Genomic DNA, 25,137 nt, shown 5'->3' with positions numbered 1-25,137 from the left:
TAATCGAAAATTTGTAAATTAAGCCCCTTTTATTGGATCTTATAGCTGTTAATGTGGATAAATAAATAAAGGAGGGAGCAGATGAGAAAATTTTCTCGAATAAAATCAAGTGAAATTGGTCATACACCAGGAACTTTACACGGTATAGAAAAAGAAATTGATGCAGAAATTGAATTAATTAGATTTAATGAAGATAATATTCAGCGTCAAAAAATAGAAGAATTTTCATCAGGGCTGATTGAAGCGGAGAGCTATGTTAATTGGATCAATATTACAGGAATTCATGATGTTGAGCTGGTAAAAGAAGTTGGAGATTTGATTAATTTACATCCACTTACTTTAGAAGATATTACAAATACCAGACAGCGTCCTAAAAAAGAAGAGTTTGATAATTATATAATTACAATTTTAGATATGTTGAGTTATCAGGGAGAGTACATACAGTCAGAACAGGTAAGTTTAATTCTGTTAGAAAATGCTGTGATAACTTTTCAAGAAGCTCATGGAGATGATTTTAATCCAGTTAGGGTTCGGATTGAAGAAAATAAAGGCCAAATCAGAAAAAAAGGGGCAGATTATTTATTCTATGCCTTATTAGATGCAGTTGTTGATAATTATTTTCATATTTTAGAAAGAAACGAAGAAGTACTTGAGGAGTTGGATGATCTGGTTGTTGCAGCTAAAACAGGTCCTGATACTTTGGAGCTAATTCAGAATTTAAAACAGGAAATAGTCTTTTTGCGGAAAACAATCTGGCCTTTAAATACAATTTTAGGTAATCTATATCGAGTTGAATCACCACTTTTATCAAAAGAGACAGACTATTATCTGCGTGATGTTTATGATCATGTGGGACAGCTAATGGATGAAATAGATGTTGGCCGGGATATGCTTTCCAGCATGCTGGAAATCTACCTTTCAAACAAGAGCAACAAAATGAATGAAGTAATGCAGTTTTTGACTGTAATTTCTACAATTTTTATTCCCCTTACTTTTATTGCTGGAATTTATGGGATGAATTTCAGATATATGCCAGAACTTAACTATCAAATTGCTTATCCTGCTGTGATTATTTTAATGCTGGTAATTGCCGTTGTTCAATTAATTTATTTTAGGAACAAAAAATGGCTTTAGATTTATTAGCAATTATTTCGGCAGCAGGAACAGGAGCGGTAACTGGTTATTTAACAAATAATCTGGCATTAAAGATGATTTTTAAAGAGTATGGTCCACTTGGGGGAGTGGTAATAAAAACTAAAAATGAGTTTATTGATAGTATTTCTGCTTTAGTTGAAAGAGATTTGATTAATCACCATACTTTAAAAGAGGAATTTTCTCATCCTAAATTCAAAAATGAGTTTGGTAGAACTGTAGCTGATTTTATAAATAATCATTTGGAAAGTCATAGTTCTGAAACTTTAATTTCTGATATACCTGCCTGGGAAGATAATTTTGGGGTATTGACAGAGTCAGCGGCTATTTCAATAGTGGAGCTTTTGGCTGTCAGCAGTGGCCATTTACGAAAAGTTGAATTAAATAAGCTGATTTCTGATTCCAATCAGAAAAAAATTACTGAAGAAATTTACAGCAAAATTCTAGAAAAAATGAAATCTGAATCTACAGCAGAAAAAATAATAGTTGAATTTTATGAGCAGCTGCAGAATAAAAAGCTCAGAGAACTTTTAAATGTTGAGAGCAGGGAACAGCTTAGAACTATAATAAAAAAACTAAATGAATATTTTAAAACTAATTATCAAAGTCTGAACCAGATTGAAAAGAATGATTTTAAAGAGAAAACCAAAGAACTACTCAATATCGAAAAATTTAGTAAAAACATAATAAATGAGATAAAAAAAATAAGAATTAGTGATCTTTTTAAAAGTCAAACTGAAATTGAAAAAAAGCAAGATAAAGCAGGAATCAGGAATATCTTAAAAGAAATATTAATAAATATCAAGATTGAGCTTAATAATTCTGATTATATTTTAGAAGATTTCTTAACCGAAGAAGTTAAAGCAGAATTAAAGGCTGAATTAGAAAAAATTATATCTGTTGGAGAATCAGAACTGTTAGATTTTTTAACTGAAGAAGAAAATGAATTAAACAGCTTGATATTTGAAGCTGTAGAAGCTGAGATAGAGTCCAGTACTGGCTTCAAAGCAATGAGTCGTCAGGGTATTTATAGTAAATATCGAGAAAATATAGATGAATATGGTTTACCAACAACTTATCTAAAAAATTATTTTAAAGGTAATCAGAATGCTGATAGTCATCATAAGATAACTGAATTCTTTTTCAGCAAAATAAAAGAAATAAAGATAAATAAATTAGTAAGTAACATTGATTTGGAAGAAGTTACTAATAATTTGGAAACTTTAATCTGGGATTTTTACCAGCAAAATAGAGACAAAAGGTTAATTGAACTTTTTTCTGAAGATTTTTTCGCTCAGGGCTATTTTTCAGATAAAATTACTGATTTGTTGTTCTCCTTTATTAAAAAGTTGAGCAGTGAATCAGAATCAATAGATATTATGGTTGATTATCTATTTGATTTTAGGTTAAAAGATTTAATTACAAAGCCTACAGTTAATAATAAGAAGAAAACTGCAGCAGCTAAATTTTATAAGTTTATGCAGGCAGAAGAAAGATTTAAGCTACAAGCTGTATCCTATCTTAATGAAAACTTCTTTGCTATTTTAAATAACGAAATTAATAATTCTAAATCTGAATTCAAAGATTCAATCCAAAATTCGCTTGAGCATTTAAAAAATAAAGCAGCAGCCAAAGAAATATCGTCTTTCTATAGAGTTTTTAGAGACAATCCAGAAGCTGTTACAGATTTAACTGAATCAATTTCAACTTTCTTCTATAATAATCTTCCTGAGTTATTAGAAGGTAAAATTACTGAAGCAGCATCAACAAATTTACATCAGCTTTCTGACCAGGAAGTTCAAGCTGCTATAGAAGATTTTATGGGTAAAGAATTAAAACCAATTACTTATTTAGGAGCTTTGTTGGGCGCTGCAGCCGGTTCCATCTTTGCTGCCAGTGGAGCAGAAGCAGCTGTTTTTAATTCTTTTCCAATCTGGATTGAATATTTAAGCTCAGCCTTATTATATGGTGGAGTCGGCTGGTTAACCAATGTTTTAGCAATCTGGATGATCTTTCATCCCTATCAGCAGAAAAACATAGCTGGCCTTAAAATCCCTTTTACCCCGGGAGTAGTAGCCAAAAATCGAAGTCGGTTTGCTAATTCTATGGGAAAATTTGTAGAAAAAGAACTGCTTAAAGCCAATTCTGCAGCGGAGATTATTGAACAAAATCGATCGCAAATCAGAGCCAGGACTGAAGAGTTTTTTGAAGGGAATGATTACCAGCAGTTTTTTGACCTGATTTCAGAAAATAATCAAATTTTAGCAAAGAAAATATTAAACAGTTTAAAAAACACAATTTCTGAACTAGATTATCAGCACTTTGAAAGCATGATAAAAGCTTTTAATAAAGATTTAAATAGATTGCTTATGAAGAAGGCTGAAGGATTTGATTTTGCCCTTGAACTTAATAAATATTTAGCAGAAGATAATGACTGTTTTAATTTAGAATCCAGACTCAGTTCCGGCTTTAAAGTGAATACGATAATAGAAGCAGCTGCTGGAGAATATAAATTAGAATTTAATTCAAAAGAATTGAAAAATTTCATGCAGAATAAAGAACTTTATCCAATAATTAAATTTTTAGTACCTTATTTATTTGAAAAAGAGATTGATTTTGATTCAAAAGAATATTTGATTGATCATGCCAAAAGAGAAGTTGATTTTTATTTAGATCAGGGTTTAAATCTGTTTTTAGAACAGCAGGAAAAGACAGCTCGTCTGATTAACTTCAAAAAAGACGAAATTATTGAAAAAGAAAAAGAGAAAAAAGGTGGTCTGCTTAAAAACACCTTGATCTCTGGGGCAATTTACATGGCTGATCTAGATGAATTTGTAGATTCAGTTGTGGCATTAGTTTTTCAGGGGCTTGAGGAAAAGTATTTAATAGAAAACAGAAGTAAATTAAAAAAATTATATTTTTCATTTATAAAGAAAATTGATGATAATAAAGAATTATTGACAAAAGATCAAATGAAGATTAATCAGCTGCTGAAAGAACTATTAACTACAGAAGCTGGGACGGATATTTTAACAAAAAGCTTATATTTAAATGACGATCTTTTAACAGATTTAATTGATTTAACTTTCAAATCAGAAAGCAAAAAACTTTTTTCCTTAAACTTAAGCATAGAATCTGAATTTGTTGAGTTTTTTATAAATGATTATTTAAATCTTGAACAGAAGTTAGAGCTTTTAATCCAGTTTAAAAAATTAATTTCTGCAGATAATTTTAGAAAAGAGCTTACTCAATTAATAAAGCAGCTTAACTTTGATTTCCTAAATCAGGAAATAGAAAAAATGTTTGCTGAGCTTAAGTTGTTAGATGCTGAGTATTTTAATCCTCAATTTTTAGCAAAATTCAAAGAAAATAGCTGCTCATTATTAGATGATCAAGAATTAAGGAAATCTTTACTAAATCAACTTGAGGCTGAGATTTTAAAACTAGCTGATACATTAAAAACAGAAATGGACAGAGATAGTCTAAGATTTTTATTGGCTTTAGTAATTGAAGCAGGAGTTGATAGTTTCAAAGCCAATTCTGAAGCTTTACTTTCAAGCCTTGAGTTAAAAGAGCTGACTGCCAAAGAAATTCGAAAAATGAATCCAGCAGAAATAGAGGCTGTTTTTGACAGTTTTGCGGGAAAATATTTCAATCATCTTAAACAATATGGTTGGTTTGGCGGTGTTTTTGGTCTGCTTCAGTTGCTTTTAAGAACGGTGATTTAAATATAAACAAATTTGAATATATAAGGGTGATTTGATATGAATTTAAAAGTAAAAACAATTGTATTCTTTCTGTTAGTTTTAATATTAGCTGTGCCTTTTTATAGTGCGGCTGCTAAAACAACTGTGGCAGTAACTATCATGCCTCAGTTGGAAATGGTGGAAGCAGTAGCTGGGGAAAAGCTTGAAGTTATTGAAATGATCCCCAAAGGATTCAGTCCTTCTAATTATGCACCATCTCCAGCTGAAATGAGGGCTTTTAATGAAGCCAGCATTTATTTTTCGATGGGAGTTCCTGCCGATGTTCAGAATATTTTACCAAGGGCAGAGGAGCAATCTGACTTAAGAGTCGTAAAATTATTTGAAAGAATTGAAGCTAAATATCCTCACCGCTATTTTGGGGAAGAAGATACTGATGAGCAGGCAGAGCATAAAGAGGATAATGATCACAGCCACAATCATGCTGGAGGTAGAGATCCTCATCTTTGGCTTTCACCAGCAAGAGTTAGTTATATGGTAGAAATAATTAGAGATGAGTTAATTAAAATTATGCCTGAGTATGAAGCTGAATTTAAAGAGAATGCTGATGCCTATCTTAAAAAAATAGCAGCAGTAGATCAAGAGAACAAAGAACTGCTGGCTCCTTATAAAGGAAAAGAAATATTAGTTTATCATCCTTCATTTGGATATTTTACAGATCATTATGGTCTGGAAATGATAGCAATAGAAGCGGAAGGAAAAGAACCTGGTCCCAGACATCTGCAGGAAATCATTGAATTTGCAAGGGCTGAAGGAATAAAGAACGTATTTTATCAGGCAGAAATTGATAGTACTAAAACAAGGGCTGTTGCAGAAGAATTGGGTGGAAAGACTATTCAGCTCAATCCATTAGCAGAAAACTATCTTCAAAATTTAAAAATGATGGCTGCTAAAATGGAAGCTGAACTTAAAGAAAGAGATGATAATTAGTGAGTTATGCAGTAGAACTGAAAGATGTTTCAGTTAAATATGGTAATTTGGATGCCTTGAAAAATATCAGCCTCCAGGTTGCTGAGGGTTCTTTTTTAGGGATTATTGGTCCTAATGGTGGTGGTAAAACTACTTTATTAAAGGTTGTACTGGGACTGATTGAGCCGGAAGTAGGAGAAATTAAAATATTTGGTCGTCCCTTAGATCAGGCAGTGGATAAGATTGGCTATGTGCCCCAAATTTCAAACTTTGATCGAAACTTTCCGATTAGTGTGCTAGATGTAGTTTTGATGGCTCGACTTGGAGGAAGAGTTAGATTTTTTCATCAGTATAAAAAGGATGATATAAAAAAAGCAGAGGCAGTTTTAGAGCAGTTAAATTTGCTGCAGCTTAAAGATAGACAAATTGGTAAATTATCAGGTGGACAGCTGCAGCGAGTTTTAATTGCCCGAGGTCTGGCTGTAGAGCCTGAAATTTTACTTTTAGATGAGCCCACTGCTAATGTTGATGCTAGAGCTACTTCGCAAATTTATCAGCTGCTGAAAGAATTAAATAAGAAAAAAACTATTATTGTTGTAACACATGATATGGCAGCTGTTTCTTCTTATTTTGATAGTTTGGCCTGTTTAAATGAAAGACTTTATCATCACGGTGATAAACAGCTGGATCAGCATACAACTGAACAGGTTTTTGGCTGCCCTGTTGATCTAATAGCACATGGACATCCTCACCATGTATTTGAACCTCATGGAGAGGAGGAAAATAATGATTGATGCAATTTTGAATTATCAATTTATGCAGAATGCTTTTTTTGCTGCAGTTTTGGCCAGCATTGCCTGTGGTCTGATTGGGACAATAATTGTTGAAAAAAAGCTTGTTATGTTGAGTGGAGGTATAGCTCATACCTCTTTTGGAGGTATTGGACTTGGATATCTTTTGAATATCGAGCCCATTTATGGAGCTTTTGGTTTTGCAGTTGCTGCTTCTTTAGCGATTGCTTCTATTCGCCGTAAAATTGGGACCGGATCTGATACCCTAATTGGTATGTTTTGGTCTCTAGGAATGGCCCTTGGAGTTCTATTTATCGGCTTTACTCCTGGTTATCCACCTGACATCTCATCTTATTTATTTGGCGATATTTTAACCGTTCGGAGAGTAGATGTCTGGCTGATGGCAGCTTTAACTATTTTTATGATAGCTGCAATCAGCAGTCTCTTTAATTATTGGAAAGCTTACCTATTTGATGAAGAATTTTTGCGGGTTTTGGGAGTCAAATCAACTATTTTAGAAAACTTTCTTTTTGTGATGATTGCTCTTGCAATAGTAATTTTAATTAGAGTTGTAGGAATAGTACTTGTAATTGCTCTTTTAACAGCGCCACCAGCAGCAGCTCGTTTATATACAGATGATTTAAAGAAAATTATGGGACTTGCTGTTATTTTTGGTCTTGTTTTTTCTTTTAGTGGTCTAACTTTTTCTTATTATTATGATCTTCCATCAGGAGCAGTAATTATTATTACAGCTGCACTATTTTATTTTACTTCTGTAGCTTTTAAAGGACGCAATGAATGATTATTTGTAAAACTAAAAATAGATTAAGCAGTATTTACTCTAAATATGATAATTAATTTGAGCTTAGCTGAGATTTTATTCTTTAAATGCATTTATTTAATTTGTTATTTTATAAAATATGTATTAAACTAAATATAAGTTAAATAAATTTTTTAGTAAAATTGAATAGTTTTAAATAAGGGTTTCAGCTATTATTTTAGCGACTATAGCTCAAATAATTGGCTGGATTAAAATGGGAAAGAGGTGAAAAACCTCTGCGGTCCCGCCGCCGTAAGGTTTAAAGATAATCAAAACTGCCACTGGGAATACTGGGAAGGCTGATTATCAATTGAACCGAGCCGGAAGACCTGCCTTTATTTAAACACCATAAACTCACGGGTCATGAGGGGGTGTTTGAGCGAATTTTATTTGAATTATTTTTAATAATAAATAGCTGATTTTAAATAAAATTCTTTAAGCAAACTTTAATTATTAATCCCTTTCGTGCAGAGCCTGTGCGGAGGGGATTTTTTAGTTTACATAGGTTATAAAAAAATTAGAAATAAGCAGGATTATTCAAAGTAGCAGAGAAATAATTAAATATAGACAAACATAAGTTCGAAAAGGAGGAATTATGAATTTAGATTATGTAAAAAAACGTGACGGGAAAAAAGTTAAATTCAAATCGGAAAAAATTGAAAATGCTGTGGCAAAAGCAGCTGCAGCAGTAGATCAGGTTGACCAGCAAATTGGTGCTGAGATAACAGCTGAGGTGATATCCTATTTAAAGATATTTTTCAAAAATGGTGGTACAGTAGAGGTAGAACAGATTCAGGATCTGGTGGAAAAAGTTTTGATCGAAAAGGGCTATGCCGAAATTGCAAAAGCTTATATTCTTTACCGGGAGCAGCACAGCAAACTCAGGGACAGTAAAAAACTCTTTGCTGATGCAGTTAATATTATGGATGATTATTTAGACCGCAGTGACTGGAAGGTAAATGAAAATTCCAATATGAGTTATTCACTCCAGGGCCTAAATAATTATATTGCTTCTGAGGTGACAGGTCAGTACTGGCTGCAGGAGATATATCCCAAAGAAACTGCTGAGCTGCACAGCGGTGGTGATCTGCATATCCATGATCTTGGTAATCTGAGTGTTTACTGCTGCGGCTGGGATTTAGAGGAGCTTTTGCGGAGCGGCTTTAGAGGAGTGGCAACCAAAATTGAAAGTGCACCACCCAAACACTTAAAGACAGCACTCGGGCAAATTGTAAATTTTTTCTATACACTCCAGGGTGAGAGCGCGGGAGCCCAGGCTTTTTCCAACTTCGACACCTATCTGGCTCCTTTTATAGCCTATGATGGCCTTAATTACGCAGAAGTTAAGCAGGCGCTGCAGGAATTTTTATTTAATATGAATGTCCCGACACGGGTAGGATTTCAGACTCCTTTTACAAATATTACCATGGACCTTGAAGTTCCCAGTTATTTAAAAGACCAGGCAGTTATAATTGGTGGTCAGTATCAGGAAAAATGCTATGGTGAATTTCAAGAGGAAATGGATATGCTCAACCGAGCCTTTGCTGAGCTGATGATGGAAGGTGATGCCAAAGGTAGAATGTTTTCCTTTCCAATTCCTACTTATAATATTACTGAGGACTTTGAGTGGGAAAATGAAAAGCTGGATCCGGTCTGGGAAATGACAGCCAAATTTGGGATACCATATTTTTCCAACTTCATCAATTCGGACATGGATCCTGAGGACGCAAGGAGTATGTGCTGCAGACTGCGCCTGGATAACAAAGAACTCCGCAAAAGAGGAGGCGGCTTATTTGGGGCTAATCCTCTAACTGGTTCGATAGGCGTAGTAACTTTAAACATGCCCCGGATTGGTTATCAGGCTCAGACTAAAGAAGAATTTATGCATAGAGTCTACTATTTGATGGATCAGGCAAAAACGAGCTTAGAAGTTAAGCGCAAAGTTTTAGAAACATTAACTGAGCAGGGATTATACCCCTACGCAAAGTTTTATTTAAGAGATATAAAAAAACGCTTTGATCAGTACTGGAAAAATCACTTTAACACAATTGGACTCAATGGAATGAATGAAGCTCTGCTCAATTTCATGGGTAAAGATATTTCAACTCCAGCCGGACAGAAGTTTTCTGAAGAAGTAATGGAAAAGATGAGAGAGCGTCTGCAGCAGTATCAGGAAGAAACAGATAATATGTATAATCTTGAGGCAACTCCAGCTGAAGGAACAGCCTATCGTTTTGCTCGTTTGGACAGAGAAAAGTTTGGAGATCAGATTATTGCTGCCAATCAGGAGCGAGTAATTAAGGAAGATGCAGATCCCTATTATACCAACTCAACTCAATTACCGGTAGGATTAACTGATGATATTTTTACAGCTTTAGAGCTGCAGGATGAACTACAGTCACTTTATACTGGGGGCACGGTATTCCACGGATTTCTTGGGGAAAAAATAGATTCCATTGAAGCTACAAAAAAACTGGTTAGAAGAATTGCTGAAAACTTTAAATTGCCCTATTATACACTAACTCCATCATTTAGCATCTGTCCGGTTCACGGCTATCTGCCGGGAGAGCATGAGTACTGCCCTAAATGTGAGGCAGAAGCAGAGGCTGAGCAAGGAGCAGTTGAGGCAAATTTTACTTTTAGCGAAAAAAACAATTCAGAAAGTGAAGTGGAGTAGATGCAGCTGGCCGGATTACAGAAGACCTCAGTTATTGATTTTCCCGATCAGATTTCAGCGGTGGTCTTTACACAGGGCTGCAACTTTTATTGTCCCTACTGCCACAACAGCCAGCTGATTCCGATGAAAATCCCAGCCGAGCAGGAGTTAATGCCGGAGGGAAATTTTTTCGACTTTCTTCAGCAGAGAAACAGTCTGCTGGATGGGGTGACAATTACCGGTGGGGAACCACTGCTGCAGCCTGATTTAAAAGAATTTATACAGAAGATCAAGCAGAATTATGATCTTTTAATTAAACTGGATACAAATGGCAGCAGTTTCGCTAAACTGAAAGAACTGCTGACGGCTGAGTTAATAGACTATCTGGCAGTTGATATTAAGTTTAGCTGGTCCAGTTATGATGAGCTGGCTCCAGGAAGATTGCTTTCAGAAATAAAAAAATCAGTCGAGCTGATAATTAGTTCTGATCTGGATCATGAATTCAGAACCACAGTAGTTCCAGGTCTGCATGACAGTGAAGAGGTTAAAAAAATTGCCAGCCAGATTAAAGGTGCTGATAAATATTTTATTCAAAACTTTAGGCCGCTTAATACTCTTGACCCAAATTTGAGAGAACAGCGCTCTTTTGCACCTTCAGAGCTGGAAGAATTTAAAGCAGCTGCAGCAAAGCATCTCAAGAATGTTCAAGTTAGAGATTAATTTTAAGAGGAGGCTAAAAATGGCTAAAAAACAAAAATGTGAGGTTTATTCGCGAGTTGTTGGTTATCTTTCACCTGTATCTGAATGGAATAAAGGCAAAAAAGAGGAATTTAAAGACCGTAAAACTTTTAAGAAGAACAGTAAATACCTCTATTTAGGAATAGACAAATAAATTTAAATTAAAGTAGAAAATCAACTCCATAAAAACCCTTGAAATGGAAATTTTCTTATGCTATAATTATCTTCGATGGGTGAAGTTTTAACTGAACGAACCCCAAATATAGAATATTCCTAGGGGGAATGAATTAATATGATTTACACAGGTAAAGTAAAATGGTTTGACGCGAAAAAAGGTTATGGTTTCATTGAAAGAGAAGATGGCGACGATGTATTCGTACACTTCTCAGCTATTGAGGACGAAGGTTTCAAAACACTTGAAGACGAACAAGAAGTAGAATTCGAAATCGTTGAAGGCGACCGTGGTCCACAAGCTGAAAACGTTGTTAAGTTATAGAGTTTAAAACTGTATAAACTAAGACAACTTACCCCGTCCAGGGTTCTGGGCGGGGTTTTTATATGTGTGATCGTTTACGTTCACTTATGTGCATGCACCGTGAACCTGTCGAATTATGTCTAATGAATTAAAGAATTAATCTATAATCTCCTTTTAAGGATATTTTTTCTTTTTAAACTTGAATTCAATGTAAATAAGATTCAATTTGTGATAAGATAAGGAATAAGGAGTAGTTTTTAGCTTAAATTTTTAGATAATTCAAATAAAAATGGAGCGAATTATTTGTTTCTAGGAGGTTTTATAGTGGAGAATCCTGTTATTTTACAGACATTTTATTGGGAAATGAATACAGGTGAGTATGCAGAAGAATATCCGGAAGAATCTAATCTCTGGAAACTGCTTGCTGAGCAGGCTGCTGAAATTTCAGAGTCTGGTTTTGATTTTCTCTGGTTACCACCTGCAAATAAGGGAGCAGCCGGAATAGAAGACGTTGGTTATGGAACTTACGATCTTTGGGATTTGGGGGAATTTAAGCAAAAGGGCACTAAAAGGACTAAGTATGGTACTAAAAAACAGCTGGAAAATGCTGTTGAAAAATTACATAAAAATAATCTGAAACTTCTTTATGATGCTGTTTTAAATCACAGATTAGGAGCAGATGATAAAGAAGAAGTTAAACTTAAAGATAATAAAACTGCTGAAGTCTGGACGGTATTTAATTTTGAAGCTCGAGCTAATAAACACAGTGACTTTAAACTTGACTGGAGAGTTTTCGATGGTGTTGACTGGGATGAAAGAACTAAAAGAGCTGGAGAGTTTCTTTTTAAATGCAAAGAGTGGGATGATTCTTATGAAGATGATTATTTAATGGGAGCTGACATAGACTATGAAAACCCAGAAATTAAAAAAGATGTTATTAATTGGGGGAAATGGATAGTAAATGAGATCGATTTTGACGGTTTTCGTTTTGATGCTAGCAAACATGTTGATAATCAAATGATTCATGATTTCATTGAGGAAGTAAATAAAAGTACCGATAAAGAATTATTCTTTATCGGTGAAGCCTGGGTAAATGATGCTGAGACTTTAAAGGATTATTTAAATACAGTTGGTCAAGATAGACTTCATGTATTTGATTTTCCATTAAGAGAAAATTTTGTGAAGCTGATGCAGGGTAATTTGGATATGCGCTGGCTGGGTGATAAAGGTTTGGTAAATCAAGAAGATTATAAAAGTAGAGCTATTACTTTTGTGGACAATCATGACACTGAGCGTGATGGTACAAATGAATATGGGACCGAATCAATTGCCTACCGGAAAATGCAGGCTTACTGCTATATTTTAATGCGGAGAGATGGAGTACCCACAATTTTCTGGAAGGATTATCACAGTCATGGGCTAAAGGAAAGAATTGATAAATTAATAGAAGCCAGAAAAAAATTTGCTTACGGAGATGCTTATGAAAGTGATCAAAATGATGAAAATACTTATTCCTATATTAGATCTGGAAATGAAGAACACCCTGGTAGCGGTTTAGTGATGATGATTACACAGCATGAAAATGAGGAGATAATTGAAAAAAAAATTAATACAGGGCAGGCCAATCAACTTTATTATGATTTCACAGGCAATATAGCTGAAAAAGTAGAAACTGATGCTGAGGCAAATGGGCTGTTTAAGGTGAAGGGGACAGCAGCAGAAGGGTATTCAGTTTGGGTGCCGACAAACAATAATTAAATTGATCAGATATTCTAATAATTGATGCAGGAAAAAGCTTAAGTTATGCAGAAATATTATATAAGCAGGGTTAAAATTTTAATAATTCTATTCCTTTACACTTTAATGTGATAAAATATTCAAAGTTGACAATAATACTAAAGATTGATATAATTTTTTAAAATATAATCTATATAGTAATTTTTGCTAAAAAAGTTAAAAAGCTTTTGGATGGAGGAAGAGTATGTACCCAAAAATTTTAATTACGTCTTTTAAAGTTCCAACAGAAAAAATGGGAGAACAGTATAGTTTAGAGGGAGTAGATTTTTCTTTAGTAACCCAGGATTATTCTGAATCCTTAAGTATGGCTGGTGCTTTACCATTAATAATGCCCTACCTTGAGTCAAGAATTGACGATAAAGAGTATATTAGAGAAGTGCTGGACGAGGTGGATGGTGTAATTTTACCTGGCGGAAGTGATATTGATCCTGCATTATATAATTCATATCCGGAAAAGAATTTAGGAAATATCACACCGGAAAGAGACCGCTGGGAGCTAAAAATACTGGAAATAGCTATGGAGATGAAGAAGCCTATTTTAGGTATTTGTAGAGGCTTTCAACTGATAAATATTTATTATGGTGGTTCTTTAAAGGTTGATGTCTGTGGTAATAATGATGAGAGTAAAATTCCACATATGGCTTTAATGGTACCTAAATATTATAAAACACACAAGTTAGAAATTAAAGATCACACCCGTTTAGCTAAGGTGTTTGCTGGAGATGAGGTTGCAGTTAATTCCTATCATCACCAGGCTGTTGATAAAGTTGGTGAAGGTTTGACGGTTTCTGCTGTAGCTCCAGATGGTTTTGTTGAAGGTATTGAAGATAAAAATTATCCATATTTGCTAGGAGTTCAGTGGCATCCTGAAATGATGGCTGCTAAAGATCCAATTCAGTTAAAGTTATTTAAAGACTTTGTTGATTTTGTGGACCGCACTAGAAAATAAGAGAGTATTTAAAGGAGGAAGTATGATGAAAAATAAGTTTTTAGTTTTATTATTAGTTTCGCTATTTTTGTTTTCCATGTTTTCAGCTGTTCAGGCACAGGAAACTGAGAGATTTGTAATGGGGATTGAGGATGAGGTAAGTAATCTGGACCCTGGTGAGACAACTATTTCGGTTAATGAGAGAGTTGCTTCTTTAATATTTGATGGGTTAGTAGAATATGGTGAGGCAAATAAGATAGTTCCAGGTATTGCAGAGGATTGGACGGTTTCAGAAGATGGTTTAGAATATACTTTTTATTTAAGAGAAGGTGTAATGTTCCATAATGGTCAGGAGCTTACAGCTGGTGATGTAGAATATACCTACAATAGAATTTTAAATCCGGATTATGGTTCCGGTTTAAGAGCTAAAATTGAGTCAGTTAACTCAATTGAGGTAATAGATGATTATACAATTAAATTTACTTTAAGTGAACCTTATGCACCATTTATTTTAGCTATGACTTTTGGTATTGTTCCTGAAGAATATGCCGAAGAAGTTGGAGATGAAGAATTGGGTAGGAATCCGATAGGTGCAGGTCCCTTTAAATTGGAAGAATGGGATGCAGGTAATCAGATAGTGTTGTCAGCTTTTGAAGATCACTGGAATAAGGTTCCAAATATTAAAGAATTAGTTATTAGATCTATACCAGAATCTGCAACTCAGGCAATGGAATTACGCAGCGGAGGTATTGATTTTGGTGTTAACTTAGATGTAGGTCAGTTAGAATCATTTACTGATAATCCTGATTATCAGGTTAAATCAGCTGCTGGAGCAGGGATTAACTTTTTAGGCTTTAACTTTGAAATGGAGCCAACACATGAGCGAGAATTTAGAGAAGCTGTACTGCAGGCAGTACCTTTTGATCAGATTATTCCACAGATTTTTGGAATCTTAGGTGAGAGAGCTTATTCAATGTTACCACCTACAATTTGGCCTGAAGAAAGAGAATTCCTCAAAGAAAACGCAGTTGGATTTGATCCTGAAGCTGCTGCCCAAAAATTTGAAGAATTAAAGGCAGATGGGGTTATTCCCGAGGATTATGTAGCTCAAGTTTATGTTTCAAACAGCCGTCCAAATCAGGTTAAAACTGCAGAAGCAATGGTTACTGCTTTAAATCAAGCTGGATTAGATGCTGAAGTAAATGCTATGGAATTTGGAACAATGTGGGATATGCTAGGACGTGGTGAAATAGGAATGTTCTTCTTGAGATTTGTTTCAGATCCAGATCCAGATTACTGGTTATATAGATTCTTTAAATCTCCTGATGCAGGGGGATCTTTAAACAGAGCTTTTTACTCAGATGAAGAGGTGGATCAGTGGTTAGAAGAGGCTCGAGCAATCTCCGATCAGGCTCAAAGAGAAGAACTTTATAATAAAGTCTTAAGAAAAGTCCTAATTGAAGATCTGGTTTTCCACCCACTAGCCCATTCAACTCAAATCTATGTAATGCAGGATAATGTAAGAGAGTTAGAGCCAGGAAATTCACTATTGATTCCTTTAGTTACACCTACTGCTAATGTTTATAAGGAATAAAGTTTATTTGAAGTGAATTATGGACTATTCTGAATAAAGAAAAATTATCTTAAATCACTATGCAGATAGCTTAGTCTATCTGCATAGTCTTTTTAGAAAGAGGTGAACAATTTGTTTGCTTATATTATTAAAAGATTGCTCTGGTTAATTCCAGTTGTGATAGGGGTCTCCTTAATTTTATTTGGTATCATGCAGCTTGTTCCCGGTAATCCAGCTGCCATAATGCTTGGTACAAATGTAACCCCTGAAGCAGTAGAAGCTTTAAATGAAAAATTTGGTTTTAACGAGCCTTTTCATATTAGATATTTTTTGATGCTTAAAAATTTTTTGACTGGAGAACTTGATTCTATCTATTATGGTGATAAAGTTATAAATATTATTGGAAGAAGAATGACAGCAACAATTGAGCTGGGAGTATTATCTTTAATTATTGCTGTTTTGGTAGCCATTCCGACCGGGGTTATTGCAGCTGTTAAAAAAAATTCTTTATTTGATCTCCTAAGTATGTTTGTTGCTACTATAGGTATTTCGGTTCCTGCTTTTTTTACAGGTATCATTTTTATTTATTTATTTTCAGTTTATTTTCAAATATTTCCTTCTTCTGGTTATGGAGGGCGTATTTGGACTTTATCTGGTTTGAGGCATTTAATTTTGCCGGCTTTTTCATTAAGTACAGTTATGATTGCCAGCACCAGCCGCTTAACCAGATCATCAATGCTTGATATAATGAAAGAAGATTATTTGGTCACAGCCCGTTCGAAAGGTGTGGCTGAGAAAATAATAATTTTAAAACATGCTTTTAGAAATGCACTGATTCCTATTATTACTAATATTGGTAATCAGCTGGCAATGATGTTTGGGGGAGCAATTTTGATTGAGTCTGTATTTGCCTGGCCCGGTGTAGGGAGGTTAGCAGTTAAAGCAGTTGAGTTTAGAGATCAGCCGCTTGTTTTTGGCTCAATCTTAATCTTATCGATACTCTATGTTGTAGTAAATCTTCTGGTTGATATAATTTATGTTTTTATTAATCCCAGAATTAGCTACAAATAGTTTAGAATTGAGGTGTTAAAATTTGAAAAAGAAAATTATTTTGTTTACACTGTTATTAATTCAAATATATGTAAATTATAAAAATTGGATTATAGAGGGTAGAGTTTGGAGCAGCTTAGAATATAAATTTGCTACAGTATTTTCAATAGTTATTATTATATTACTCCTGCTGATGCTGTTTAGAAACAGTATATTTCTTAAATTTAAAGAAAATGATCTTTATGCTAAAACTTTAAAAGAATTTAATAAAGGTTATGGAGGTAAAATTGCTGTAATTATTCTAGCTTTAATTTTTTATGCAGCATTTATGGCACCATTTATTGCACCTTATTCGCCGACTGAGATTGACTATAGTAATATGACTTATTCTGGCCCTTCCTGGAATCACTGGTTTGGTACAGATGATTTTGGGAGAGATATGTTTTCCCGAGTGATTTATGGTGCTAGGATAGCCTTAGGTGTAGGTTTTGCTGCAGTTTTAGTTAATGCAAGTTTGGGTGTTACTTTAGGATTAGTAGCAGGTTATTATGGTGGGAAAGCGGATATGATCATTATGAGAGTTGTTGAAATCTGGAACTCAATCCCTTTTATTCTTCTGGCCCTGGCGATTATTTCTGCTCTGGGAAAAGGTATCTTTAATATTATAATTGCTGTTGGAGTTACAGGATTAATAAACTTTTCTCGTCTTACACGATCTATTGTTCTGCAGATTAAAGAAAAAGAATATGTAGCAGCTGCTAAGGCCTTAGGAGCCAGTGATTTAAGAATTTTATTTTATCATATTTTACCAAATTCTATTTCATCTTTGATTGTACTTGCAACCTTAAGAATTGGTATTTCAATTCTTGTAGTTGCCGGCCTAAGCTTTTTAGGTTTAGGTATTCAGCCACCAACTGCAGCCTGGGGTACAATGTTAAATCGTGGTCAGGAATATTTAATTCAGGCACCCTGGATGTCGATTTTTCCAGGACTGGCAATAATAATAACTGTTTTAAGTTTTAACCTGCTTGGGGATGCTCTGAGAGATGCCCTGGATCCACGCCAGCTTGATTAGTTGTTATGGGTTGTTAGGGCAAACTGGGTTTTTAATGCCTGAAAATGATTAAAGAGACAGAAATTGAGTAGTTGAGATATTTGGTTAAAGGAGTAGATTATATTTATGTCACAGAGTAATGAGAAGTTAGTAAGTGAAGGAAATATTAGAAAAAAGATTAGTGATTCAGATTTTAAAAATGGTATTAGAGATGCTGTCCCAATAGTTTTGGGTTATCTGCCAATTGGGATGGCTTTTGGTATGCTTGCAGTTAACAAAGGATTGACTGCTTTTCAGGCTTCAGCAATGTCTGTTTTTATTTTTGCTGGATCAGCTCAGCTTGTTTCAATAGAAATGATTGCATCAGGTGCTGCAGCAGCGGCAATTATAGCAATGACTTTTTTGGTTAATCTAAGACATCTGCTTTTATCGGCATCACTCAGCCTCCATCTGCGTAATTTACCACTGTATTATTATCCCTTTTTAGGATTTTTAATTACTGATGAATCTTTTGCAGTTGGTATGAGTAAAATAAATAATCAAAAAAACAAGCATAGATATTTCTTTGGCTTGGGCTTAACAGCATATTTAGGTTGGGTTTCCAGTTCTGCTGTGGGAGCATTTTTAACTGGATTTATTAATTTTGGTGGAGGTGGAGCTTTAGATTTTGTTTTGCCGGCAATGTTCATTGTCCTATTAGTGATGCAGATTAGTTCAAAAAGTGAGATCATTGTAGCAATTTTTTCAGCTTTGCTTTCGATTTTCTTTGCTTTAACAATTGATGGGAGTTGGAATATAATTTTAGCAACAGTACTAGCTTCATTTTTAGGGGTGTATATCAGTGGAAATAATTAAATTTATTTTAATGATTATTGGTATGTTTTTAGTTACTTTTATTCCAAGAGTTGTACCACTGATTTTATTAGGGAATAAAGAACTTCCTGAAAAAGTAATTCTCTGGTTGAGTTTTATTCCAGCGGCTGTTTTGTCAGCTTTACTGGCACCCTCTATTCTGCTTCAAAATGGTAGTTTATATTTAAATCTAGCAAATACTTCACTTGTTGCTTTTTTTCCGACACTATTGGTTGCTTATAAAACAAAGAATATTTTTTATACTGTAAGTGGTGGGCTTGTTTTTTATTTATTAACAGCTGTTTTATTTTAAAAATATAAAATTTTTAATTATTTACTTACATTAAAAAAATAAATGGGGGTTTTAAAATGGAAATTAAAGTTGATTTATTTAGTGACACAGGAACCAGGCCTTCTCAGGATATGAGAAGATTTATGGCTGAGGCTGAAGTTGGAGATGAACAGTTGGGAGAAGATCCAAGTGTTAACCGTCTCTGTCGCATGGCATCGGAAATGCTTGGTAAAGATGAGGCAATTTATTTACCTTCTGGTTTGATGGCTAACCAAATTTCATTTGCTGTACATACTAATCAGGGTGATGAAATAATAATGGATCAAACAGCACATCCTATTCACTATGAGAGTGCTGCTCTTGCAGTTATTTCTGGTGTTTCAATTAAGCCTTTACAGGGTGAAGGCGGGATCTTTACAGCTAAGCAGGTTGAACAGGCAATCAGAGATAAGGATTATCACAGTCCTCAGACTAAAGTTGTTTCGATTGAACAGACAACGAACTTAGGTGGTGGCCGAATTTGGCCTTTAGAGAGAATTAAAGAAATCGCCGAGCTTGCTGTAGAAAATGATCTAAAAATGCATATGGATGGTGCAAGAATGTTAAATGCTGCTGTAGAAGCAGATGTTAATCCAGCTGAATATGGACAGTATTTTGATTCAATCTGGCTTGATTTAAGTAAAGGACTTGGGGCTCCAGTCGGATCAGTGCTGGCTGGCTCAGCAGAATTTATTGAGCAAGCTCGATTCTGGAAACAGAGATTAGGAGGGGCAATGAGACAGGCTGGAATTATTGCAGCCGGAGGGATTTTTGCTCTGGAACATAATGTTGCACGTTTAAAAGAAGATCATAAGCATGCGAGAATGCTTGCAGAAACTATAGCTGATCAAAATGGTCTCGAAATTGATCCTAACACAGTAGAAACTAACATTGTTCTTTTTTCAGTAGCAGATGGAAAAACAGATTTATTTGCGGATGAACTGCTTAAAAAAGGAATTAGGGTCAGCAGATTGGATGGTAAGCTGAGAGCTGTGACTCATCTTGATTTAAGTTTAGAAGATATTCGTTATGCAGTAAAAAATATTGAGATAACAGCTAAAAAGATTTTTGCCTAAATTAAATTTTAAAAAAGGCAGGATTTTAGCTTTTTGTCAAGAATATTTAAATATGACCTAAATAATTAATAGATAAACTTAACTTTATTAAATTTAAAAGAGGAGAGTGAGTCCGATGGAACAGGTGTACGAAAAAAAGCGTGAACAGCTTCTTAATGATCTCAGTGATATGAGTGAAGTTGCAGAGGGAATGCTGCAGAATGTAATGAAGGCTCTAGAGAATGTAGATGTTGATGCAGCTCATGAAATTATAGCTAGAGATGACGTTGTAGACAACTATTTAATAACTATTGAGGAAGAAGTTTCACGCTTGTTGACCCTGGATCAACCCCTGGCAGCTGATACCTGGTTTAGTATTGCAATGATTAAAATTGCTAATGACTTAGAGAGAATTGGAGATCAAGCAACAAATATAGCAGAAATCTTATTACAGTTAAAGCATGACGGTATTTTAAAACCTTTAGTTATGATTCCAGAACTTGCTGATATTGTAAGAGAAATGTTAGATGTAGTTTTAGAAGCATTTTCTACAAGAAATGCTGATTTAGCAGAGGCAGCCTGCCGTATGGACGAAAAAGCAGATAATCTTTACGAAGATATTTATCATAAAGCAATAAAAATGATCAGTAAAACTGAGAAGCGAGAAGATATAAAACAAATAGTTCAGCATATTAATTTAGCTAAAGCTCTTGAGAGAGTTGGAGATCATGCTACTAATATTGGTGAAGAAACAATCTTTTTTGTAACTGGAAAAAGAGTTAAATATTAAAATAATAATAAAGTGATTAAAATAAATTAAAAAAGGCCTGAAAAGGCCTTTTTTTAATGAATAATTATTATTTTTTCTTATTTTATTTTAATAAAATAAGACTCCACCAGGTCCAATTGGTAAGTTGAAAATAAACCAGATTACTAATAAAATTGTCCAACCAATCATAAAGGCAATTGAATAAGGGACCATAGTTGAGACTAAAGTACCGATTCCAACATTCTTATCATATTTTTTGGCAAAAGCTATAATGATTGCAAAATAAGGCATTAGTGGAGAAATAATATTTGTAGTTGAATCTCCAATTCTGTAAGCCATCTGAGCAAATTCTGGAGAATAACCTAACTGCATTAACATTGGAACAAAAACTGGGGCCATAATAGCCCATTTAGCAGAAGCACTACCAATAAATAGATTAATTAAACCAGCTACTAAAATAAATACAATAATTAATGGTAAACCAGTAAAGTTAATTGCTTCAAGAAAATCAGCGCCAGCAATTGCCAAAATTGTACCTAATTTTGACCAGTTAAAATAAGCAACAAATTGTCCGGCTGCAAAAGCAAGAGTTATATAGCCTCCCATTCCAGACATTGTTTCATCTAAAAATTTTGCCACATCATCTCCGTTTTGAATAGAGCCTGTTTTTTTACCATAAGCCAGTCCTGGAATTAAAAAGAAAATTGCAATTAAAGGAACCATTCCTCCTACAAATGGAGTTGAACCCATAATCAAATTTCCCTGATCACTTCTTAAAATACCATTTTGAGGAACAGTCATTAACAAGATGACAGCTAAGGTAATTCCCAGCCAGATTACAGCTGATTTTAAGCCAGAATTTTCTTCAGCACTAATTTTATCTAAAGCTTCTTCGTGATCACCCGTATATTTTCCAAATCTGGGAGCTACAATATTTTCGGTTACCCAGGTGCCAATAATTGTAACTATAAAAGTCGAAGCCACCATAAAGTAATAATTGACAGTTGGTGGAATTGTATATCCCGAATCAATCAGCTGTGCTGCTTCCTGAGAAAGACCGGCCAGTAAAGGGTCTAGAGTTGAGACAAGTAAATTAGCACTATAACCCCCAGAAACTCCAGCAAAAGCAGCTGCCAGGCCAACAATTGGATGTCTACCCTTTGCTGCAAAAATTACAGCTCCTAAAGGAACCAAAACAACATAACCAGCATCAGAAGCAATATTAGACATGATTCCGGCAAAAATTACAACTGCAGTAATATACTTATCAGGAGCACTTAAAACTGTTTTTTTCAGGGCGGCTGAAATCAAACCTGATTTTTCAGCAATTCCAACTCCCAGCATTGCTACTAAAACAACGCCCAAGGGTGCAAAGCCAGTGAAGTTACTAACTGCTTCTGTGAAAATTCTTCTTATTCCTGATTTTGAGAGTAAATTGACTGCTCTTATTGTCTCTCCTGTACCAGGATGAGTTACCGCTATTTCAAATAAACTAACAAACCAGGACAAAACTAGCACAAATAGAGATAAGATAAAAAATAAAATAACTGGATGTGGAAGTTTATTTCCTGTTTTTTCAATGCGGTTTAAAAATCGATCTGTTAAACGCGAATCTTTTTTCTTACTAAACATAATTTCCTCCTCACAATAATATAAATAATTTAATAATTTAAGTTAATAAAGTAGCTTAAATTTTAAGATGCATTTTATAGTATATTAAATTACTATAGTTTTTTCAAGTAATTAGTTATTATTGTGGTTTGGTCGTTGAAATTATTGCCTTTTTAACAGCTTCAGCAGCCATAACTCCAATCTGATTTATATCAGCCTGATACCGGTTTGAGGAAAGCGTAAAAACAGTATCTCCGTCTAAGAGGGTATGGACAGGATAGATTGTCCTGCTGAAAGCACTGTGGGCCATCATAGAAACTCTGTTGGCTCCAGATTTATTTAAAACAGCATTTGTTGTAACTGTAACCAGAGTTGTATTTTCTCGTAAAAAGCCGAGATTTATTTTGGCTTGGTTAATAATTGTCTTTTCAGTATTCAAAAATTCACCTTTTTTATTTTTTGCTCCAGCAATAATTTTTCCCTGTTCAGGATCTCTAATGTCACCAAAAGCGTTTACTACTGCTAGAGCAGCAACAATTATATCTCCAGTTTTAACTGCAGCGTGCCCCATAACTGTTTTGCTGGCATAGTCCATTCCCATAATTTTTCCACAGGTTGCTCCGGCCGCTGCTCCAATACTTTGACTTAGTTGTTTTGAATTATTGGCCTGCAGACAGGCTTGATAAGCCATTTCCTGATCAGGATAATTATTACTCTTATATTCTAAATCATAAATAACTGCAGCTGGAACAATTGGAACAACTCCACCACCTGTTTGAAAACCTATATTTTTTTCTTTTAAATATTTCATTACGCCTCCTGCAGAATCCAGTCCAAAAGCACTGCCTCCACTTAGAAAAATAGCATCTGCTCTATCAACAGCAGCTCTGCTGTCTGTTAGAGCAATCTCCCTGCTGCCAGGAGCTCCACCACGGACTTCAGCTCCAATAGTGAATTCACCTTCAGTTAGAATGACAGTACAGCCCGTGCCAGCAGCTTTATCTTCAGCATGACCTACTTTAATTCCTTTAACAGCTGTTATATCATTATTCATATATTACCGCCTCCTATTTTATTATAAATGATAGCTCAAATTTAATAAACTACTATTTATCAATTAAAGAAAATATTTCTTTATGTTAAGCAGGAAACTGTGAGCTTATCGCTAATAATATATTATAAGAGTATAATCAATTTTCAAAAAAATCACGGAGGTGGAATTTGTGAAATTCAAAAAACTTTCAATTACTTTATTAACTTTAATTTTAGTCATGACTCTATCTTTTACTATTCTAGCGGAAGAGGTAAACTTAAGGATTTATCATGTCAATGATGTCCATTCCAGAGTAGAAGAAGATGATTATGCTGGCAGCATGGGTTATGCTAAAATGGCAACTTTGATTAAGGAAGGTAAAAAAAATAACGATAATGTTATGTTTTTAGATGCGGGAGATACTTTCCATGGTCAAACAATTGCAAATATAAATGAAGGTGAGGCAATCAGCCATATTCTTGATCTTATGGATTTAGATGCTGTAACTTTAGGAAATCATGATTTTAATTATGGACAGGCTAGATTAGCTGAATTAAATGAAATGAGCAACTTTCCATTTTTAGCTGCTAACTTAAGCAGAGAAGATGGAGAAGAAATTTCTTATGCTCAGGACTATTTTATTAAAGAATATGATGGAGTTAAAGTTGGTGTGTTTGGTTTAGCAACACCTGAAACAAGCTATAAAACTCACCCTAAAAATGTTGAGGGTTTAGTTTTTGAAAATCCATTTACTACTGCAGAAGCTGTTGTAAATGAATTAGAAGATCAGGTAGATGTTGTTGTTGCCTTAACTCATTTAGGAATAAGTGAAGGAAGCGAATACACAAGTACAAAGTTAGCAGAAGAAGTATCAGGGATTGACTTAATAATTGACGGACACAGCCATAATGTGCTGGAAGAAGGTATGATGGTTAATGATACAATGATTGCAATGGCTGGTGAATATTCTAAATTTCTTGGTTATGTAGACCTAACTGTAGAAAATGGTGAAGTAGAAGCAATTAACGCCAATTTAATTCCAAGGGAAGAGACAGCAGATGTAGAAAAAGATTATATTATTTCATTAGTTGTAGATAGAGTTAATAGAGCTAACGAGGTTATTACCTCTCAGGTAGTTGGAAGAACTGCTGTTGAACTAAATGGAGCCAGAGAACATGTTAGAACAGGTGAAACTAATCTCGGTAATCTAATTACAGATTCTATGAGAGCTAAATTTGGTGCAGATGCAGCTATTACAAATGGTGGAGGAATTCGTGCTTCAATTGACCAGGGTGAAATAACTCAGGGTGAAGTAATCACTGTGCTGCCATTTGGTAATACAGCCATGATGATGGAGTTAAGCGGTGCTGATCTTAGAGCTGCTTTAGAACACGGTGTGTCTGAATATCCTGCAACAGAAGGTTTATTCCCACAGGTCTCAGGTATTAAATTCACCTTTGACGGTGATGCTGAACCTGGAAATAGAGTTCAGGAAGTTTGGGTTGGCGGCGAAATGTTAGATCCAAATAAAATGTATACTGTAGCTACAAATGACTTTATGAAAGCAGGTGGAGATGGATATTCCATGTTTGCAGATGCTCCAATAGTTAGTGAAGCTGGAGGTCTGGAAGAAGTACTAATGGAATATATCGAGGCTAATGCTCCTGTAGCGCCTGAAGTTGAAGGAAGAATAATGGCTGAATAAATTTCAGTATTATATATTGAAATATTGAGTCTAAAAAATATAGTTAGATTAAAAACCCTCTATTTTGATATCAT

General features: G+C 34.6%; 20 protein-coding genes, 1 pseudogene and 1 riboswitch. Of the genes and pseudogenes, 19 read left to right on the top strand and 2 right to left on the bottom strand.

Annotated features, from left to right (window positions below; translation table 11 throughout):
• The first annotated feature begins 81 nt into the window (after positions 1-81).
• The 18 genes and pseudogenes from corA (at position 82) to phoU (ending at position 20,735) form a co-directional block, all read left to right on the top strand.
• Positions 82-1,134: a magnesium/cobalt transporter CorA gene (gene corA, locus ACZ446_RS12865; protein WP_464392947.1), complete on the top strand. Its 1,053-nt coding sequence runs from the start codon at positions 82-84 to the stop codon at positions 1,132-1,134.
• Entirely contained in the window at positions 1,125-4,880 is a 3,756-nt protein-coding gene (locus ACZ446_RS12860) for a DUF445 family protein (protein ID WP_464392946.1), read from the top strand. The genes corA and ACZ446_RS12860 overlap by 10 nt, the downstream gene beginning before the upstream one ends.
• A gap of 36 nt (positions 4,881-4,916) precedes the next feature.
• The gene (locus ACZ446_RS12855) at positions 4,917-5,846 is read left to right on the top strand and encodes a metal ABC transporter solute-binding protein, Zn/Mn family (RefSeq protein WP_464392945.1); all 930 of its coding nucleotides are present in this window, start codon (positions 4,917-4,919) and stop codon (positions 5,844-5,846) included.
• Positions 5,846-6,619, top strand: coding sequence for a metal ABC transporter ATP-binding protein (locus tag ACZ446_RS12850; RefSeq protein WP_464392944.1), 774 nt, complete (start codon positions 5,846-5,848; stop codon positions 6,617-6,619). The genes ACZ446_RS12855 and ACZ446_RS12850 overlap by 1 nt, the downstream gene beginning before the upstream one ends.
• Positions 6,612-7,418, top strand: coding sequence for a metal ABC transporter permease (locus ACZ446_RS12845; RefSeq protein WP_464392943.1), 807 nt, complete (start codon positions 6,612-6,614; stop codon positions 7,416-7,418). The genes ACZ446_RS12850 and ACZ446_RS12845 overlap by 8 nt, the downstream gene beginning before the upstream one ends.
• 172 nt (positions 7,419-7,590) lie before the next feature.
• Positions 7,591-7,778, top strand: a riboswitch (cobalamin riboswitch).
• Between the two features lie 253 nt (positions 7,779-8,031).
• The gene (locus ACZ446_RS12840) at positions 8,032-10,113 is read left to right on the top strand and encodes a ribonucleoside triphosphate reductase (protein ID WP_464392942.1); all 2,082 of its coding nucleotides are present in this window, start codon (positions 8,032-8,034) and stop codon (positions 10,111-10,113) included.
• A complete protein-coding gene (locus ACZ446_RS12835; RefSeq protein ID WP_464392941.1) occupies positions 10,114-10,812 on the top strand; it encodes an anaerobic ribonucleoside-triphosphate reductase activating protein in 699 nt (232 codons plus the stop codon). It begins immediately after the preceding gene.
• Positions 10,813-10,843: 31 nt separating this feature from the next.
• Positions 10,844-10,984 (top strand): annotated as a pseudogene (gene nrdD, locus ACZ446_RS12830) (anaerobic ribonucleoside-triphosphate reductase); the annotation flags it as partial.
• Between the two features lie 141 nt (positions 10,985-11,125).
• Positions 11,126-11,326: a cold shock domain-containing protein gene (locus ACZ446_RS12825; protein WP_202943531.1), complete on the top strand. Its 201-nt coding sequence runs from the start codon at positions 11,126-11,128 to the stop codon at positions 11,324-11,326.
• Between the two features lie 303 nt (positions 11,327-11,629).
• Positions 11,630-13,063 carry an alpha-amylase gene (locus ACZ446_RS12820; RefSeq protein ID WP_464392940.1) on the top strand — a complete coding sequence of 478 codons (1,434 nt, stop codon included), beginning with the start codon at positions 11,630-11,632 and terminating at the stop codon, positions 13,061-13,063.
• 223 nt (positions 13,064-13,286) lie between these two features.
• Positions 13,287-14,051, top strand: a complete 765-nt coding sequence (locus tag ACZ446_RS12815) for a gamma-glutamyl-gamma-aminobutyrate hydrolase family protein (RefSeq protein WP_464392939.1) — start codon at positions 13,287-13,289, stop codon at positions 14,049-14,051.
• Positions 14,052-14,076: 25 nt separating this feature from the next.
• Positions 14,077-15,624 carry an ABC transporter substrate-binding protein gene (locus tag ACZ446_RS12810; protein ID WP_464392938.1) on the top strand — a complete coding sequence of 516 codons (1,548 nt, stop codon included), beginning with the start codon at positions 14,077-14,079 and terminating at the stop codon, positions 15,622-15,624.
• 111 nt (positions 15,625-15,735) lie between these two features.
• Complete coding sequence (locus tag ACZ446_RS12805; protein ID WP_464392937.1) at positions 15,736-16,674, top strand: ABC transporter permease; 939 nt, start codon at positions 15,736-15,738, stop codon at positions 16,672-16,674.
• Between the two features lie 40 nt (positions 16,675-16,714).
• Positions 16,715-17,728 (top strand): ABC transporter permease, encoded by a 1,014-nt coding sequence (locus ACZ446_RS12800; RefSeq protein WP_464392936.1) that lies wholly within the window; start codon positions 16,715-16,717, stop codon positions 17,726-17,728.
• Between the two features lie 105 nt (positions 17,729-17,833).
• Complete coding sequence (locus tag ACZ446_RS12795; protein ID WP_464392935.1) at positions 17,834-18,562, top strand: AzlC family ABC transporter permease; 729 nt, start codon at positions 17,834-17,836, stop codon at positions 18,560-18,562.
• A complete protein-coding gene (locus tag ACZ446_RS12790; protein ID WP_464392934.1) occupies positions 18,549-18,872 on the top strand; it encodes an AzlD domain-containing protein in 324 nt (107 codons plus the stop codon). Before ACZ446_RS12795 ends, ACZ446_RS12790 begins: the two co-directional genes overlap by 14 nt.
• Before the next feature lie 56 nt (positions 18,873-18,928).
• Positions 18,929-19,966 (top strand): threonine aldolase family protein, encoded by a 1,038-nt coding sequence (locus ACZ446_RS12785; protein WP_464392933.1) that lies wholly within the window; start codon positions 18,929-18,931, stop codon positions 19,964-19,966.
• Between the two features lie 115 nt (positions 19,967-20,081).
• Positions 20,082-20,735, top strand: a complete 654-nt coding sequence (phoU, locus tag ACZ446_RS12780; protein WP_464392932.1) for a phosphate signaling complex protein PhoU — start codon at positions 20,082-20,084, stop codon at positions 20,733-20,735.
• Between the two features lie 87 nt (positions 20,736-20,822).
• Here the strand turns inward: phoU and ACZ446_RS12775 are convergent, their stop codons facing one another.
• Both ACZ446_RS12775 and ACZ446_RS12770 read right to left on the bottom strand, forming a co-directional pair.
• Positions 20,823-22,346 carry an AbgT family transporter gene (locus ACZ446_RS12775; RefSeq protein WP_464392931.1) on the bottom strand — a complete coding sequence of 508 codons (1,524 nt, stop codon included), beginning with the start codon at positions 22,344-22,346 and terminating at the stop codon, positions 20,823-20,825.
• 118 nt (positions 22,347-22,464) lie between these two features.
• Positions 22,465-23,379, bottom strand: coding sequence for a P1 family peptidase (locus ACZ446_RS12770; protein ID WP_464392930.1), 915 nt, complete (start codon positions 23,377-23,379; stop codon positions 22,465-22,467).
• Between the two features lie 169 nt (positions 23,380-23,548).
• Here ACZ446_RS12770 and ACZ446_RS12765 point away from each other — a divergent pair, with 169 nt between their 5' ends.
• Positions 23,549-25,063 carry a bifunctional metallophosphatase/5'-nucleotidase gene (locus ACZ446_RS12765; RefSeq protein ID WP_464392929.1) on the top strand — a complete coding sequence of 505 codons (1,515 nt, stop codon included), beginning with the start codon at positions 23,549-23,551 and terminating at the stop codon, positions 25,061-25,063.
• Positions 25,064-25,137: the final 74 nt, after the last annotated feature.

The sequence above is a fragment of the Halanaerobium sehlinense genome (assembly GCF_055379485.1).
Note: the sequence above shows the minus strand (reverse complement) of the source record. Positions and strands in the feature narration are given on the sequence as shown.